This window comes from Ruegeria sp. HKCCA5839, from assembly GCF_013035585.1.
Taxonomy (GTDB): domain Bacteria; phylum Pseudomonadota; class Alphaproteobacteria; order Rhodobacterales; family Rhodobacteraceae; genus Ruegeria.
In genome coordinates this window covers 553,970-569,664 of the sequence record NZ_WQIE01000001.1, presented here as the reverse complement: position 1 = coordinate 569,664, position 15,695 = coordinate 553,970, and the positions used below count along the sequence as shown (strand labels likewise).

Below are 15,695 nucleotides of genomic sequence, written 5' to 3'. Positions count from 1 at the left end.
ACCTGCGCGGCAGATGAGCAGGGGCATGAGCAGTCAAAGCACCGAAACTACAGTGCGCAAACGCCGGGTGTTCTACATCCCCGGTTATGACCCGATTCCGCCACGTCGCTATCGTGAGCTTTATCGCAAGGAAAGCGCCGCGCAGGCCCGGGTTTCGGGCTATGAGATCGCATTGAGCCCCAAGAACGGTGATGGCCCCTATGGTTGGCACGTGTTCTCGCGCCAGGACGGGTTTGAAACCGAAACAGACATCGAGGTTCTGGTCTGGTCCGACATCGTGCAGCAGAGCATGGCGCAGTCCATTCCCGGCACCTATCTGCAATTGCTCAGGACGGCGTGGATTTACCTTTCGACCGGCACGCTGGGACGGTTGATGCGGCTACGCAAAGGGCCGGTCATTGCGGCGCTTTATCCGGTCGGGATGCTGCTGGGGCAATTGGCGCTGGCTGTGGGTATCGCTTGGGCCTCGGCTGCGCCGCTTTGGGGCTGGATAGGCTGGCTGGCTCTCTTGCCTGCGTTCGGGTTGGCCTATGGTCTGCTCTATGCCTTTCGCCGTTTCGACAACAGGTTTTTCGCCTATTACTTGATGCATGACTACGCTCATTCCTCAGCCCTGAAAGGTGCGGTCCCTGCCAATCTGGCCGCACGGCTGGACATGTTTTCGCAGATGATCCGGGACGCGCTGGATGGTGACACAGATGAGGTGCTGGTGGTTGGCCACAGCTCGGGCGCGCATCTGGGGGTTTTGGTTCTGGCTTCGATGCTGAGACAGCGCCAGACACAGCGCCCTGTGTCCTTCCTCAGCTTAGGGCAAGTGGTCCCCATGGTCTCGTTCCTGCCCAACGCAGACCAATTGCGCCGCGACCTCCAATTTCTAAGCACGCGTGAAGACCTGACCTGGGTCGATGTCTCAGCCCCAGGCGACGGCTGCGCCTTTGCGCTTTGTGATCCCGTAGCGGTGAGTGGCGTGGCCGGGCCGGGCAAGCGCTGGCCGCTTGTCCTGTCAGCGGCCTTTACACAGACGCTGTCACCCGAGCGCTGGCGACAGCTGCGCCACCGCTTTTTCCGCCTGCATTTCCAGTATCTCTGCGCCTTCGACCAACCCGGAGACTACGATTATTTCCGCATCACCGCCGGGCCCCTGACGCTCGCGCAGCGGTTCAGCGGCCGTAAGCCGTCAAAATCGCGGATCGAAACACCGGTTTCCAAATACAGTTCGGTCGGCCCATGACGCCACCCAAGCCTCAGCCCCGCGCCGACAAAGTATCGCTGCGGCGGTACCTGAAACTATTCCGGCAGGATCTGCTCTCGGCCCAGCCACAGCGATTGTACCGTGCCTGGATGGCCGAATTTCGAACGCCGTTTTTCCGGTCATACCTGATCAATCAGCCTGATCTGATCCAAACGGTTTTGAAAGACCGGCCTGATGATTTCCCCAAGTCCAACCGTATCAGCGAAGGGTTACGCCCGCTGTTGGGTCAATCGGTGTTCCTGACCAACGGCGAGGTCTGGAAAGCCCAGCGGCGCATTATCGATCCGGCGTTTGAGGGCGGACGGCTAAAAGATACCTTTCCCGCAATGCGCGCAGCGGCGCAGGCTTGTGCGGACCGTTTGCAATCGCGGGTTAGAAACCCCGTCGAGTTCGAAGAAATCACCAGCCACGCAGCCGCAGACGTGATTTTCCGCACCCTGTTTTCGGTCCCGATTGAACATGAGATCGCCGCGGAGGTGTTCCAGAATTTCCGCGCTTATCAGCGCGAACAACCGCTTTTGAACCTGGCCGCCTTTGTCCCGTTGCCGCGCTGGATGCCTCGGTTCCATTCCCGCCGCACCCGCCGCACCGCGCAGGATATCCGCGCCCTGATCACGCGAATGACACAAGAACGGGCTGCACAGATTGCAAACGGCACCGCGCCTGATGATCTGGCGACCAAGATCATGACCACACCGGACCCCAGCACCGGGCGCTGTTTTGACACCGATGAGATGGTGGATCAGGTGGCGATCTTCTTTCTGGCCGGTCACGAGACCAGCGCATCCGCTTTGGCCTGGGCGTTGTATCTGTTGGCGCTGTTCCCCGAGTGGCAAGACCGGATCGCCACAGAAGCGCACGCGCTGGGTCAACCGGATTTTTCTACGATCTCAAAGCTGCGCAGCGCGCGGGATGTGTTTCGCGAAACCTTGCGGCTTTATCCGCCGGTCCCGATGATGGTGCGCGAAACATCGTGCCCTGCGCAGTTCAGAAATCGCGACCTGCCAACAGGCGCGCAAGTGGTTCTGAGCCCCTGGCATCTGCATCGTCATGAGCGTTTATGGGACAACCCGGACGGGTTTGACCCCAGCAGGTGGAGCACGGAGAACGGCAAGCGCTGTCAGCGGGATGCCTATATTCCGTTCTCTGCCGGGCCGCGCGTCTGCCCGGGTGCGGGCTTTGCGATGGTAGAAGGCCCGCTGATCTTGTCGATGATCCTGCGGCGCTTCAGGTTGGAAACAATCCCCGGCAAAACACCGGTTCCCGTCGCACATCTGACGGTCAGGTCCAAAGATGGCATCTGGTTGCGCTTGGTTGAGCGCTAACATCCTACCATCCGTCTCCGCGCTGCTGTATGCGAGGGGGTAAACCGGAATCAGTATTGAACAGGAAAGAGTTATGTCCAACGCAGAACAGCGCGCGCAGATGTCTGAAGGTGCAGGATTTATCGCAGCATTGGATCAAAGCGGCGGCTCGACCCCCAAGGCGCTGGCGCTTTATGGCGTGGAAGCGTCTGACTATGGTTCAGACGCCGAGATGTTTGACGAAATCCAGAAGATGCGCGCCCGGATCATTCTGGCGGATGACTTCACCAAAGACAAAGTCATCGGTGCCATCCTGTTCGAACGGACTTTGGATGAAGAGATCGAGGGTCGCAAAGTGGCTGACTACCTGTGGTCGGTCAAAGGCATCGTGCCGTTCCTCAAGATCGACAAAGGGCTGGAAGAGCAGGCAAACGGTGTTCAATTGATGAAACCGATCCCCGGTCTGGCCGAGACACTGGCCAAGGCAGGTGGCGTATTCGGGACCAAGGAACGCTCGGTCATCCACGAGGCAAACGCAGAAGGGATCGCCGCCATTGTCGCACAGCAATTTGACGTAGCCCGTGAGGTTGTCAGCGCCGGAATGGTTCCGATCATCGAGCCGGAGGTGAATATTCACTCCGCGACCAAAGCCGAAGCAGAAGACATCCTGAACGCGGAGATCCTGAAAAATCTTGATCAGTTGGAAGACGGTCAGGATGTGATGCTCAAATTGACGATCCCGACCAAAGCCAACCTCTATGATGCGGTGGCCGATCATCCGCGCGTGTTGCGCGTTGTGGCTTTGTCGGGTGGCTATTCGACTGAAGAGGCCTGCGACCTGCTGGGGCAGAACGGCAAAATGATCGCCTCATTCTCGCGCGCCTTGACCGAAGGGCTGTCGAAGCAGCAATCTGAGGCCGAGTTCAACGCGGCCCTGGGTGGCAATATCAACAAGATCTTCAAAGCGTCCTGCTAAACCGGCTTGACGAACGCGCGGCGCTTTTGCGCCGCTTTGTCTCGAAAGACGCAACCTTCGGCGTGATCATTGATCAGCCCCATCGCTTGCATAAATGCATAAACGGTGGTGGGGCCGACAAATTTCCAGCCGCGTTTCTTCAGATCTTTAGACATCGCAACCGACTCGGGTGAGGTCGATGCGCTTCGCGGCGCGGGTGGTGTTTCAGGCTCATAGCGCCAAACATAGGCGGCGATCGAGCCTTCCTGAGCGACCAACTCCTGCGCACGCCGTGCGTTGTTGATCACCGCTTCAATCTTTCCGCGATGGCGAACGATACCAGTGTCTTGTAGCAGCCGCGCGACATCTTCGTCAGAAAACACGGCCATCTTGTTGAAATCAAAACCACAAAAGGCACTGCGAAAATTCTCGCGCTTGCTCAGGATCGTGCGCCAACTCAACCCGGATTGAAAGCTTTCCAGGCACAGCTTTTCGAACAGACGAATGTCGTCTGAAACCGGATAACCCCATTCCGTGTCGTGATAGTCAAAAAACTCAGGTGCGGCCTGGCACCACGCACAGCGGTGTTGGCCGTCAGGGCCGGTGATGAGATTACTCATTTGGTCCTCATTTCAAAAGAAACTGCATTCGCGGATCAGCGCGCGACGGGTCGAGTTCCAAAACCTCCGGGGTCACCACGTCGTGGATCACGAACGGGTCCTGAGCGACAAAGGTTGTCACGGCATCACGGTCATCCGAAACCGCCAGGACACCTCCACCGACCTCTTTCAACGTCCCGGCGAGCAGGAATAAACCGTCTTCGAATCCTGTCTTCAGCCATGTCTTATGCGCGTCAACATGCTCCGGTGCCTTATGCTTGTTCTTTGAAAATCTTAACAAGATTAAATACATTGATCACTTTCCTTACCTTCGGTACCGCGTTCTAATTCGTCGTGCAGCCAAGCGTTTAGATGATCAACTTCCTGATCGATATAGGCTTCGTCCTCAAAAGCTTGCGCAAGTGTAGCCACGCCCTGGCTATGGGCCAGCAAGCGCTTTGAAAGCGTTTCCGCATCATCACCTCGTCCAGCCAGTACAAACTGGCGCTGCAACCAGTCTTGAAACATCTCGAACAGTTTGTTGGCCTTGTCCTGGGCACTGTGCTCAAGCTTGGACAATTCCGTGCATAGCGACCCAACCGGACAACCGAAACGCGCGATCTTGGCGCGGTTCATGATCAGAATGCCAATGAAACGTTCGATACGTTTTTGTGGTGAAACACCTTCCTCCCAATCGTCCAGCATCTGCCGCGTTCGGTTCAGGCGTAGACCAATCACCGCATCCAGGATTTGGTCTTTGGTTTTGAAATGATGGTAGAAATTGCCACGCGAAATCTGAACCGCCTGCGCGATGTTCGCAAATGAGGTCTTTGCATATCCTTGTCGATAAAACAGATCGTCGGCAACCTGTATGATCTGCTCTTTCGTGCTTTGACCAGTCATCAAAATTCGGCTCCCAAAACTAGGACATGTGTCCTAATTTTGGTTGTAGGACGCTTGTCCTAGCAAAGTCAAGCATCTTGACCATGCTCTAGTCCAAACGCTCTTGATACCAATTCAGGATATATACACGGATGGCCGAGGCCAAGCCTGTTTCCGGGTCTCGCGCGACATCAATTTCCGACGCCAGGACATTGATTGGAATGTCTTTTTCCTTTGCAATGCTGCGAAAAGCGCGCCAGAACTCATCTTCAAGGGAAACCGAGGTCCGGTGCCCCTTTAGCGTCAGTGAGCGTTTCACCGGGCGGCCGCTCATTCATCCAGCTCACGATTGTCGAGGTCACGTTTCAGCTTGTCCAGCCGCTCAAGCACCTTGTCTTTTTCCGCCTTGGACCGCCCAAACGCCACAGCATTTTGGTCTGCGCGGGCCTTTTTTGCAGCCCGCGCTTTTTCTTTTCGATACCGGTTCAGATTGACCGGTTTGCCCATCAGTCTTTCGGGCCGATCATCTGTTCAGGGCGTACAACCGCATCAAAGGTCGCCTCATCGACAAAACCCAGGGCAATGGCCTCTTCCTTGAGGGTGGTGCCGTTCTTATGGGCCGTCTTGGCAACCTTGGTGGCATTGTCATAGCCGATGGTGGGGGCAAGCGCGGTCACCAGCATCAGCGATTCCTTCATCAGCTTGTCGATGCGGGGCTCATTGGCCTTGATACCCAGCAACATGCGCTCGGTAAAGCTGTCGGTTGCATCGCCCAGCAACTGGATCGATTGCAGCAGGTTGTAGGACATCATCGGATTGTAGACGTTCAGCTGGAAATGACCCTGCGAGCCCGCAAATTTCATCGCCGCATCATTGCCCATCACATGGGCGGCGACCTGGGTCAGCGCTTCGGCCTGTGTCGGGTTCACCTTGCCTGGCATGATCGAGGAGCCGGGCTCATTTTCCGGCAGGATCAGTTCCCCCAGACCTGACCTCGGGCCTGAGCCCAGCAAGCGGATATCGTTCGCGATCTTGTAACAAGAGCCCGCAATGGTCGCCAGGGCACCTGACAGGAAGACCATGGCATCATGGGCCGCCAGCGCTTCGAACTTGTTCGGCGCGGTGACAAAGGGCAGGCCGGTGATGTCTGCCATGTTCTTTGCAACTGCTTCGTCCCAACCATTGTGCGTGTTCAGGCCAGTGCCCACCGCAGTGCCGCCTTGCGCCAGCTCGTAAATGCCGGGCATCGACGCCTCAACGCGGGCGATCCCCTGACGGATCTGATGTGCGTATCCGCCAAACTCCTGTTCCAGCGTCAAAGGTGTCGCATCTTGCGTATGCGTTCGACCGATCTTGATGATCCCTTCGAACTCTTTTGCTTTTTTCTCAAGCGCCGTAGCGAATTTCTCCAGACCCGGCATCAGCACATCTCGCACGCTCATCGCGGTGGCAATATGCATGGCGGTGGGGAAGGTATCGTTTGACGATTGTCCCATATTGCAATGGTCATTCGGATGCACCGGATCTTTCGAACCGATCACGCCGCCCAGAATTTCGATGGCCCGGTTCGCAATCACCTCGTTCGAGTTCATGTTCGATTGGGTGCCCGATCCGGTTTGCCACACAACCAGAGGGAAGTTGTCATCAAACTTGCCCTCGATCACCTCACCCGCGGCTTGGATGATCGCATCGGCAATCTTGGCGTCAAGCTTGCCAGTGGCTTTGTTTTCCATCGCACAGGCTTTCTTGATCACGCCCAGCGCGCGGACAATGGCCACGGGCTGTTTTTCCCAACCGATCGGGAAATTCATGATCGAGCGCTGAGTTTGCGCCCCCCAATACTTGTCAGAAGGAACCTCAAGCGGGCCAAAGCTGTCGGATTCGGTGCGGGTCTGAGACATCTGTCACTCCGTCTGGTATGCAGTTGTATGCCGTTTAGCCCGAGAGATCGTATGACTCAATCGGCAAGTTGCGCGCACCATAGAGGCTGGGCCTTCAAAGATATAGATCGTCAGTAGCGCTCAAACCTTGAAGTTAACGCAAACAGGCCCATTGTGCTGATGGGTAGGCCGGATAGAATGTAGTGCACCCTGCGATGGAGAGTGAAATGCAAAGATCGATTCCCGGACAGTCACTGATCGTGACGCTTGGCGCGGCGTTGATCATGCTGTTCTTGGCTGTTGCTGCCAAAGCGTCCGACATCACACCTTTTGTGGGCAATTATGTTGGCTCGGCGAATGTGGTGAGCATCGACGGCGAAGAAACCCCGCGCGATATGAGCGTTTCTATTCATGAGCTTAAACAGGGGTTCAATGTCAGTTGGACGACAACGACCTACAAGCCGGACGGGCGCGTGAAGGACGAGAAGTATTCCATCGACTTTCTGCCCTCGGGGCGCGGCGACCTGTTCTCGGCTGCGATGAAACGAAATGTTTTCGGGCACGAGGTTCCGTTGGACCCGATGAAAGGCGAACCCTTTGTCTGGGGGCGGATCGACGGGCCGACGCTGACTGTCTTTTCTCTGTTTATTGACGAATCCGGCGGCTATGAATTGCAGCAATTTGACCGAACGCTGGCCGACGGCGGGCTGGAATTGTCCTTCTCGCGGTTCCGCAATGGCGAGAAATCACGCTCGGTCGAAACGTTCTTGCGAAAAGAATAAAGGCCTTAGGCGCAGCGCCGCGATTTGCTTACTTCCGAAAACTGTCGAGCGAGACGATATCTGCATCCTGATGCGACTCGTCTTCTGTTTCCGGCGCTGAGACAGCGATCTCTTCCGAGATATCATCCTCGCTATCGTCATCATTGCTTTCGAAGCGCAAGCCAAACTCGACCGACGGATCCACAAAGGTCTTGATGGCCAGATAGGGGATATACAGAACCTCGGGCGCATCGCCGAAATTCAGCGTGATCGAAAAGCCTTCGTCTCCAACCGTCAGGTTTTCGAACCAATGCTGCATGACGATGGTCATTTCATCAGGATAGCGCTCGCGCAGCCAATCGGCCAACTCGACGCCCGGTTGGCGCGTATCGAAGGTGATAAAGAAGTGATGCGCCCCAGGCAGGCCGGTGTTGGATACATCCGTCAAAACCTGCTTGATCAGGCCGCGCATGGCCGTGTGCATCAGGTTTCCATAGTCAATGTCCTGCGACATAAGTTGTCCTCAATACTCGCTACACTCAGCATAGGGGATTTGGCCGGAAACGAAAGGCCGCGTGGGCCAAGACTGGCTACAAATAGTGCAAAACCAGACCGGCGCAGGTCATCAGAGCCAAACTGACTGCAAACCCCAATTTTGCCCAGAAAATCAACAGCCCAGCGCCAATTGTCAAGCCTAGCGCGGCAAGATTCAAAGAGGTGATTTCGGGCAAAGGTATTGACACCGGACCAAAACTCCAATCCGCGACTGTTCCGAATAAGACGCTCAACCCAAACCAGAGCGACAAATTGAGAATCACTCCGACCACAGCTGCCGTGATCGCATGCAATGCCGAGGTCAGACGCGGGCGTTCAGCAAGGCGGTCGAGATAGGGTGCTGTCAGGAAAACCCACAAGAAACACGGCACGAAAGTCGCCCAAAGGGCCACCGCTCCGGCCGCCAGGGCCAGGGCATATCCACCGGACAGGTAGCCGCTGAGCATGGCCACAAACTGTGTCACCAGAATCAGCGGGCCGGGGGTTGTTTCGGCAAGTCCCAACGCGTCGATCATCTGATCGGTGCTGATCCAGTGATACGTATCCACCACGGTCTGCGTCATATAGGCCAAAACCGCATAGGCCCCGCCAAAGGTCACCACTGCCAGACGGGCGAAATACCAGCCCAGATCACTCAGCAAGGTTTGACCTGTCAGGGTCAGCAGGACCAAGGGGGTCAGCCAAAGCGTCAGCCAGATCGCTGCCGTTCGGATCGGGCTGTTACGGACGGGCGAGGGGGTCGCAGGAACACCCTTGGGTACTGGTGTAACGGCGTATCCCCAAAGGGCGGCGCAGAGGATGATGATCGGGAAAGGCAGGTTGAGCGCGAAGATAGCAACGAATGCCAGCGCAGCGGTCGCTTTGTGGCTCGGCCCGTTAAGAGCCTTTCGCGAAAGGTTGCTCAACGCCTGAAGGACGATCACAATGACGGTTGCCTTGATGCCCAGAAATCCGGCTTGAACCAAGGGCAAATCCCCATAGGCCGCATATAGCGCAACCAGCAGGGCGATGACGATGGCTCCGGGCACGACAAAAAGCGTGCCTGCGATCAGCCCTCCCCAAACGCCGCGGAGCCGCCACCCGGCATAGGTGGCCAGTTGCATCGCCTCGGGCCCAGGCAACAACATGCACAGAGACAGCGCCCTGAGAAAGCTCTGCTCATCCAGCCAAGGGCGGCGCTCGACCAGTTCTTGATGCATCAGGGAAATCTGTGCCGCCGGGCCACCGAAGGACAAAAGCCCAATGCGCCCGAAGACGCGGAGCAGTTCGGGAAATGACGGGCTCATGCGGACCACACGAGATGTCGTGTCACCACAGGGTATGCGCGCGCGTTGGACAGCTGGCGCGCATTCTGCGCCGGACACAGAACCCAAAGCGGCTTGAGGGGCCAAAAGGCTTGGGTTTCAAATCTTCGCGGCGAGGCTGCCATTGCATGTTTCCTGTTTCAACTCGGATACATGCGAAGCTTGGAAAGCGACCTTTGGGGTGTTCGCAAGCTAACCCCGTTCGGGGCTGAGCTAACGCGGAACGCGCGATTTGGTCAAGCGTGCTGTCAGGCCCAGTCCAGGCGCTGCCCAGTCATGCAGACGGGCAGGGTGTCCTGCGGGAACTGACCCAGTTGTTCAAACAGCGAAACGAAGTCGAACTGGTTATAGGCCTCAACCATTTTGTCGCCTTTGAACCGCGCCATAACCTGCCCTGTGGCCGTAACCGGAGCCCCATTGTCAGCGCGCGTTGTTTTCAGGTGTACAAACGCGCTGACTCAATCGCCGCTTTCAAGGATCTTGGGCATTTCAACCGTGATGTCGCCCAGGATGTGTCGAAAGGACATGACGAGGTCACGAAAATCGCCACCATCCATCTGCATTTCAGGGATCAACCCTTCGGTTGTGGTGTCGGGCGCAAAGAACTGATCGATTGCATCCGTATTGCCCTGTTCCCAAACCTGCGAATACCAGTTGCGAAGCATATCTGCGTTGCTCATCACAGCCTCCTGTCTCTTGGTCAGGACGATGCGGCAAAGGCCTAAATAAACCGTGAACAAAACCTGAGATCTTGTTCAGAATTCGCGCATAGGGGAAATGCAGGTTTCTGTTGCCAGGTACCTGCGAACCCCGCCTTACGCGGCTAGGCGCAAGGGCTTAGATTTCGGTCTTGTTACTGCTTACGCAGCAACTGCAACCGGAGCACGATTGTCGTTTGCAATTGTACTAGTTTCGCCGGTAACGGTGGCAGACAGCCGAGACAAAGCTAACCCCTTTAGACGTTCGTCGATCCTGTTTCGGCCCCAAAATCCCCAAACGAAGGATGGTTGGTGGAGCCGCCGGGTACCGCCCCCGGGTCCGATCCGCTTATTACGAGCGCGTTTATGTCCATAGTCCCGAAGGACATCTTTTATATAGGCAAGGCGTAGGACAGATGCAAATGGCGAATCTGCGGCAGCGCCAATGCCTTAGGCGGTTCTGTTGAGATTGGCCGCAATCAGCCACACGGCCAGCACAAGCTCGATTCCCCCAAAAATCAGAGCTTTGGCCAGGGGTGGGTTGTCCAGCACAACAGACACGAACCGCCCCAGCGCCGCCCCGGAATAGACCACGCCCAGCATGACATAGGCCATCGGCTGGTTGAGCCACAAAACCGCGATCCCTGTCACCACAAACAGCCCGCCAACCGAGGCGCGCATTTCGCTGAGCCCCATAGTGCTGGTGGTGGGTGCCAGATCCAGCGCATTGGCCGTATAGGCGGGGGCCAAAAAGCCGAACAGGCCAAACCCGATGGTCAACAGGGCGGCAATTGCGTTCACGATCGGTATCATTCTGGCCTCTTTTTCTGTGGGTTCATTGCGAACCTAGACTGCCCTTGGCGAATGAACAGCACCAACTTGGCGCTTCAAGCGGGTTTGCGACGTTGTTCGGCCACGTCCCGGGCCAATTGCCGCGTATAGGCCTCAAGCTCGATCAGAGCGGCCTCGACGCCATCCGCGTCGCGCGCATCCAGAGCGTCGGCTATGTTGCCGTGCAGCTCGATAATGGCCTCGCGCGACCGGGCGGTGAAGGTGATCATGTTCATCAGTGGCTGCATCGCCTCAACCGCACCCGCCAGTTGGTAGGACAGAACCGGATTGCCAGCACCGTCGACCAACGCGCGATGGAAGGCCACATCCGAGGCGCAAAAGGCCTCATCCGTCAGCCCGGGCTGCGCCTGACGAAAGATCTCGGCCCGCATCGTGGCCAGCTGATCCGGGCTTCTGCGTTCAGCGGACAAGGGCGCGCAGGCGCGTTCCAGCGCATAGCGCGCCTCGCAGGCAGTATCGAAACTGACCGCATTCATAGACAGCAGCAGGGTCGAAGTGGTGATTTGCTGCGAATAAGCGTCCTCAAAGCTGAGACGGTTCACAAAAGCGCCCCCCGTGGCTCCGCGCTGGGTGCGGATCAGTGCCTGAGCGGCCAGACGTTTCAGGGCCTCGCGCACAGTGGGGCGCGAAACCTGGAACTGATCGGCCAGCTCAGCTTCGGACGGCAGACGCTCATCAACGATCAGCGCGCCGGACACGATGGCGTCGCGAATGGCCTGCGCGATCTGCGCCGACAGGTCCGCCGGGTTTTTGGGGTCAATTTTCATCCCGTGTGCCTGCAAATATGAATTTTTATTTGTCTGACATTTAAAAGTCTGACATTTGAAAAGCAAGAGCGATGCTGTGGGAGGATCAGGTGAGTCGCGCAATCATCCGCAACGGGCTGTGGCTGGGCTTCTATCTCGCGATTCTGTGCGCATGGTGGGTGATGTTCTCCATGAGCCGCGCGATGGATCTGGATTGGATCGGGCGCCCGGGGCCCATGGGGCAGGCGATGGCGGCAATGGATCCTCGGATGGATATGTACATGCCCATGGCCGAGTTCGGCCCGTTGTTTTGGATGTGGGCCATCATGATGGCCGCCATGATGCTGCCGACGCTTGTGCCCACGCTGCGCAGTTACGAGGACCTGATCCGCAGCGCCAATGGCTCTCGCGCTGGATGGCTGGGGGTGTTGCTGGGGTATTTCGTCGTCTGGGTCGGATTTGCAGCCCTGATTGCAGGTGTTCAGCTTGTGCTGCTGTTTGGTGGCGTGATCGACATGCTGGGCATCGCCAAATCGGGATGGGTCGCCGCAGGGTTGATGATCGTTGTCGGCGCGTTTCAGTTCACCCGCGTCAAAGAGGTCTGCCACGGCGTCTGTCACGCGCCCATGACCTATTTCCTGGGCCATTGGAAAACCGGCTTTGCAGGCGGTCTGCGCATGGGGCTGGGGCTGGGCAGTTTTTGCGTTGGATGCTGCTGGGGCTTTATGGCGCTAGGCTTTGTGGGCGGAGTCATGAGCCTCTTGTGGATGGGTTTGGCGACGCTGTTCATGGTCTTGGAAAAACTGCCTCAGATCGGGCACCGTGTGACCCGGCCGATGGGGTTTCTTTTGATTGCCGGCGGCGTGCTGCTGCTGGCCTTTCCCGTGACTTACGGATGACTTGCGGAGGAGAGTGAAATGGCAAAAAACAGAAGGGCAGATGCGGACAGGCTGCCGATAAGCCAGCGGATCGACAGCCGCATGCCCAACCCCAAACGGCGCGAGATGAGCCCGACGGAATGGGCCATCAAGGGCGAGTTGATCCTGAACTGTTCCTGCGATGTGTTTTGTCCCTGCGTTGTCTCGCTGGGCGCGCATCCACCAACCGAAGGCCATTGCCACGCCTGGATGGGGGTGATCATCGACGAAGGCCATTACGAGGGCGAAGACCTGTCCGGTTTGAATGTGGGTCTGCTGGTCGATATTCCGGGCCGGATGGGCGAGGGCCAGTGGAAAGTCGCCGCCTATGTCGACGAACGCGCCAGCGGCAAGGCGTATAACGGCCTGCTGCAGATCTTCAGTGGTCAGGCAGGCGGCACCACAGGTCTGTTCACCATGCTCGTCAGCGAGATCATCGGAGCCGAGCGTGCGCCGGTTGAGATTGAACGCGACGGAACCAAGCGTCGCATCATGATTGGTCGCAAAATTCAGGGCGAGATCGAGATGCTGGGCGGCAAGGACCCCGATCATCCGGTGATGGTCTCGAACTCGAAATACTGGATGGGCCCCGACATCATCGTCGCGCGCGGCACCAAATCTAGGGTGCGTGATTATGGCCGGGTTTGGGATTTTGGCGGTAAATCCGCCGAAATTTGCCCCATCGACTGGCACGGACCCAAGTGATGCGCGACCGAAGCGTCGTCGAATGTCTGATCAGTGAGAGGAGAGCGGCGTGACCCAAATTTCTCTGTCCCGGCGCTTGCGGCGCACCCCGTTCTCAGACGGTGTCGAAGCGGCAGGGGTCAAAGCCTATACGGTTTACAATCGGATGCTGCTGCCGACAGTCTTTGAAAGCGTCGAAGCGGATTATCGGCACCTGAAAGAGCATGTGCAGATCTGGGATGTCTCTTGCGAGCGCCAGGTCGAACTGCGCGGCCCGGATGCGACGCGGTTGATGCAAATGCTCACCCCACGCGATTTGCGTGGGATGCTGCCGGGGCAATGCTATTACGTGCCCATCGTTGATGAGACCGGCGGGATGCTGAATGATCCGGTGGCGGTGAAGCTGTCAGAGGACCGTTGGTGGATTTCCATTGCCGACAGTGACCTGCTGTTCTGGGTCAAGGGAATCGCCAATGGCTATCGCTTGGATGTGCTGGTGGATGAGCCCGACGTCTCACCCTTGGCGGTGCAGGGGCCAAAATCGGATGAGCTGTTGGCGCGCGTTTTCGGAGACCGTGTGCGCGATATCCGGTTCTTCCGCTTTGATATGTTCGAGTTTCAGGGCCACAGCCTGGCGATTGCGCGCTCGGGCTATTCGAAACAGGGCGGGTTCGAGATCTATGTCGAAGGCAGCGCGGTTGGAATGCCGCTCTGGAACGCTCTTTTCGAGGCTGGGCGGGATCTGAACGTGCGGGCGGGGTGCCCAAACCTGATCGAACGGATCGAGGGTGGGTTGCTGTCTTATGGCAATGACATGACCGACGACAACACACCGCATGAATGCGGGCTGGGCAAGTTCTGCAACACACATACGGCCATTGGATGCATTGGGCGTGACGCGCTGTTGCGTGTGGCCAAGGAAGGGCCGGTGCAACAGATCCGACCGATCGCCATTGCCGGGGATCCGGTACCGCCCTGCGATCGGCCCTGGGGCGTTTTTGCCGAAGGCAGGCGCGTGGGGCAGATCACTTCGGCTGCCTGGTCCCCGGATTTCGCAACAAACGTGGCCATCGGCATGGTGAAGCTGAGCCATTGGGACGCGGGCACGGCTTTGGAGGTTGAGACGCCCGAGGGGACACGTGATGCGGTGGTGCAGGCGCATTTCTGGATCTGAGCGGAGGTAGGGGGCTCTGCCTCTGTCGCTGCGCGAACCCCCGGGGATTTTTTTGGCCAGATGCAGAGCGGATCTGGCGCTGAGGAACAGAAAGGAAGAACTGAATGTTTAATGCGTTGATCATTAACAAGGACGAGGACAGCGACGCGGCGCAAGCCGAGATCAAGCAAATCTCGGAAGAGGACCTGCCATCCGGAGATGTGACTGTGGCGGTCGAATATTCCACAGTGAATTACAAAGACGGTTTATGCCTTTCCCCCAAGGGTGGAGGGCTTGTGCGCAATTACCCTCATATTCCGGGGATCGATTATGCCGGTACCGTCGAGACGTCCTCGGATGCGCGCTATGCGCCCGGTGACAAGGTGGTTTTAACTGGTTGGCGTGTAGGCGAGGCGCATTGGGGCGGGTACGCCCAGAAAGCCAGTGCCAAGGCTGACTGGCTGGTTCCCTTGCCGGATGGCTTGAGCACGCAACAGGCGATGGCTGTGGGCACGGCAGGATTCACTGCGATGCTGGCGGTGATGACGTTGGAAGACCACGGGCTGACCCCCGGCCACGGGCCTGTTCTGGTTACCGGCGCTGCGGGTGGCGTTGGATCGGTGGCTACAGCCATTCTGGCGCATCTGGGCTATGAAGTGGCCGCAGTAACGGGACGCCCAGAGACAGGCGATTACCTGAAGTCATTGGGTGCCAGCACCATCGTGCCGCGCGAGGAGTTGAACGAGACCACCAAACGCCCGCTTGAGAGCGAAACCTGGGCCGGGTGCGTTGATGCGGTCGGCGGTGAAATGCTTGCACGGGTTCTGGGGCAGATGAAATACGGTTGCTCGGTCGCCGCTGTCGGTCTGGCCGGGGGGGCAGGGTTGCCGGCCACGGTGATTCCGTTCCTTCTGCGCGGTGTGAACCTGCTGGGGATCGACAGCGTTATGCAGCCCTATGACAACCGGGTGCGCGCATGGAACCGCATCGCCACTGATCTGCCGATGGACAAGCTTGAAGCGATGGTACAACCCGCGACTCTGTCGGATCTGCCAAAGCTTGGGGCCGATATCCTGCAAGGCCAGGTCAAGGGCCGTGTCGTTGTCGATGTGAACGCTTGAGGCGCGGCCACAACTCCGGGCATTTGTCTGAC

The 15,695-nt window shown here is 57.8% G+C and carries 20 protein-coding genes and 1 other RNA gene; 8 read left to right on the top strand and 13 right to left on the bottom strand.

All coding sequences use genetic code 11. From position 1 onward, the window contains the following. The first annotated feature begins 25 nt into the window (after positions 1–25). The 3 genes from GOV38_RS02810 to GOV38_RS02800 all read left to right on the top strand — a co-directional run bounded on the left by GOV38_RS02810 (position 26) and on the right by GOV38_RS02800 (position 3,532). Complete coding sequence (locus tag GOV38_RS02810; RefSeq protein WP_171207548.1) at positions 26–1,231, top strand: hypothetical protein; 1,206 nt, start codon at positions 26–28, stop codon at positions 1,229–1,231. Next, complete coding sequence (locus tag GOV38_RS02805; protein WP_171207547.1) at positions 1,228–2,577, top strand: cytochrome P450; 1,350 nt, start codon at positions 1,228–1,230, stop codon at positions 2,575–2,577. The genes GOV38_RS02810 and GOV38_RS02805 overlap by 4 nt, the downstream gene beginning before the upstream one ends. A 73-nt stretch (positions 2,578–2,650) precedes the next feature. Then, positions 2,651–3,532 (top strand): fructose bisphosphate aldolase, encoded by an 882-nt coding sequence (locus GOV38_RS02800; RefSeq protein WP_171207546.1) that lies wholly within the window; start codon positions 2,651–2,653, stop codon positions 3,530–3,532. Here GOV38_RS02800 and GOV38_RS02795 read toward each other — a convergent pair. The 6 genes from GOV38_RS02795 to fumC form a co-directional block, all read right to left on the bottom strand. Next, positions 3,529–4,131 (bottom strand): DNA-3-methyladenine glycosylase I, encoded by a 603-nt coding sequence (locus GOV38_RS02795; protein ID WP_171207545.1) that lies wholly within the window; start codon positions 4,129–4,131, stop codon positions 3,529–3,531. The two genes, GOV38_RS02800 and GOV38_RS02795, sit on opposite strands and share 4 nt — an antisense overlap. Before the next feature lie 7 nt (positions 4,132–4,138). Continuing rightward, the gene (locus tag GOV38_RS02790) at positions 4,139–4,423 is read right to left on the bottom strand and encodes a YciI family protein (RefSeq protein ID WP_171207544.1); all 285 of its coding nucleotides are present in this window, start codon (positions 4,421–4,423) and stop codon (positions 4,139–4,141) included. Then, positions 4,414–5,013, bottom strand: a complete 600-nt coding sequence (locus GOV38_RS02785; RefSeq protein ID WP_171207543.1) for a TetR/AcrR family transcriptional regulator — start codon at positions 5,011–5,013, stop codon at positions 4,414–4,416. Before GOV38_RS02785 ends, GOV38_RS02790 begins: the two co-directional genes overlap by 10 nt. Positions 5,014–5,101: 88 nt before the next feature. Then, positions 5,102–5,326, bottom strand: a complete 225-nt coding sequence (locus tag GOV38_RS02780) for a ribbon-helix-helix domain-containing protein (RefSeq protein ID WP_171207542.1) — start codon at positions 5,324–5,326, stop codon at positions 5,102–5,104. Next, positions 5,323–5,499, bottom strand: a complete 177-nt coding sequence (locus GOV38_RS02775; RefSeq protein ID WP_171207541.1) for a DUF4169 family protein — start codon at positions 5,497–5,499, stop codon at positions 5,323–5,325. Before GOV38_RS02775 ends, GOV38_RS02780 begins: the two co-directional genes overlap by 4 nt. Continuing rightward, positions 5,499–6,893, bottom strand: coding sequence for a class II fumarate hydratase (gene fumC, locus GOV38_RS02770; protein ID WP_171207540.1), 1,395 nt, complete (start codon positions 6,891–6,893; stop codon positions 5,499–5,501). Before fumC ends, GOV38_RS02775 begins: the two co-directional genes overlap by 1 nt. Before the next feature lie 206 nt (positions 6,894–7,099). On the opposite strand from fumC, the gene GOV38_RS02765 reads away from it, so the two are divergent. Next, a complete protein-coding gene (locus GOV38_RS02765) occupies positions 7,100–7,654 on the top strand; it encodes a hypothetical protein (RefSeq protein ID WP_171207539.1) in 555 nt (184 codons plus the stop codon). A gap of 28 nt (positions 7,655–7,682) precedes the next feature. Here the strand turns inward: GOV38_RS02765 and GOV38_RS02760 are convergent, their stop codons facing one another. From GOV38_RS02760 to GOV38_RS02735, 7 genes are all read right to left on the bottom strand, one after another. Next, entirely contained in the window at positions 7,683–8,147 is a 465-nt protein-coding gene (locus GOV38_RS02760) for an SspB family protein (RefSeq protein ID WP_171207538.1), read from the bottom strand. Between the two features lie 76 nt (positions 8,148–8,223). Beyond that, entirely contained in the window at positions 8,224–9,474 is a 1,251-nt protein-coding gene (gene chrA, locus GOV38_RS02755) for a chromate efflux transporter (protein WP_171207537.1), read from the bottom strand. A gap of 266 nt (positions 9,475–9,740) precedes the next feature. Beyond that, positions 9,741–9,878, bottom strand: a complete 138-nt coding sequence (locus GOV38_RS22250; RefSeq protein ID WP_254430430.1) for a hypothetical protein — start codon at positions 9,876–9,878, stop codon at positions 9,741–9,743. 72 nt (positions 9,879–9,950) lie between these two features. Beyond that, positions 9,951–10,172: a nuclear transport factor 2 family protein gene (locus tag GOV38_RS22245; protein WP_254430429.1), complete on the bottom strand. Its 222-nt coding sequence runs from the start codon at positions 10,170–10,172 to the stop codon at positions 9,951–9,953. 96 nt (positions 10,173–10,268) lie between these two features. Continuing rightward, positions 10,269–10,616, bottom strand: a transfer-messenger RNA (tmRNA) gene (gene ssrA, locus GOV38_RS02745). Positions 10,617–10,640: 24 nt separating this feature from the next. Then, on the bottom strand, positions 10,641–11,003 hold the full coding sequence (locus GOV38_RS02740; protein WP_171129375.1) for a DUF4345 family protein: 363 nt from the start codon (positions 11,001–11,003) through the stop codon (positions 10,641–10,643). A 74-nt stretch (positions 11,004–11,077) separates the two neighbouring features. Then, positions 11,078–11,809, bottom strand: a complete 732-nt coding sequence (locus GOV38_RS02735; RefSeq protein WP_171207536.1) for a FadR/GntR family transcriptional regulator — start codon at positions 11,807–11,809, stop codon at positions 11,078–11,080. 161 nt (positions 11,810–11,970) lie between these two features. Here GOV38_RS02735 and GOV38_RS02730 point away from each other — a divergent pair, with 161 nt between their 5' ends. From GOV38_RS02730 to acuI, 4 genes are all read left to right on the top strand, one after another. Further along, the gene (locus tag GOV38_RS02730; protein WP_371808495.1) at positions 11,971–12,687 is read left to right on the top strand and encodes a DUF2182 domain-containing protein; all 717 of its coding nucleotides are present in this window, start codon (positions 11,971–11,973) and stop codon (positions 12,685–12,687) included. Positions 12,688–12,705: 18 nt separating this feature from the next. Beyond that, positions 12,706–13,410, top strand: a complete 705-nt coding sequence (locus GOV38_RS02725) for a DUF1326 domain-containing protein (protein WP_171129381.1) — start codon at positions 12,706–12,708, stop codon at positions 13,408–13,410. Between the two features lie 49 nt (positions 13,411–13,459). Beyond that, complete coding sequence (locus GOV38_RS02720; RefSeq protein ID WP_171207534.1) at positions 13,460–14,563, top strand: dimethylsulfoniopropionate demethylase; 1,104 nt, start codon at positions 13,460–13,462, stop codon at positions 14,561–14,563. 104 nt (positions 14,564–14,667) lie between these two features. Continuing rightward, positions 14,668–15,663, top strand: a complete 996-nt coding sequence (acuI, locus tag GOV38_RS02715) for an acryloyl-CoA reductase (protein WP_171207533.1) — start codon at positions 14,668–14,670, stop codon at positions 15,661–15,663. The last annotated feature ends 32 nt before the right edge of the window (positions 15,664–15,695 follow it).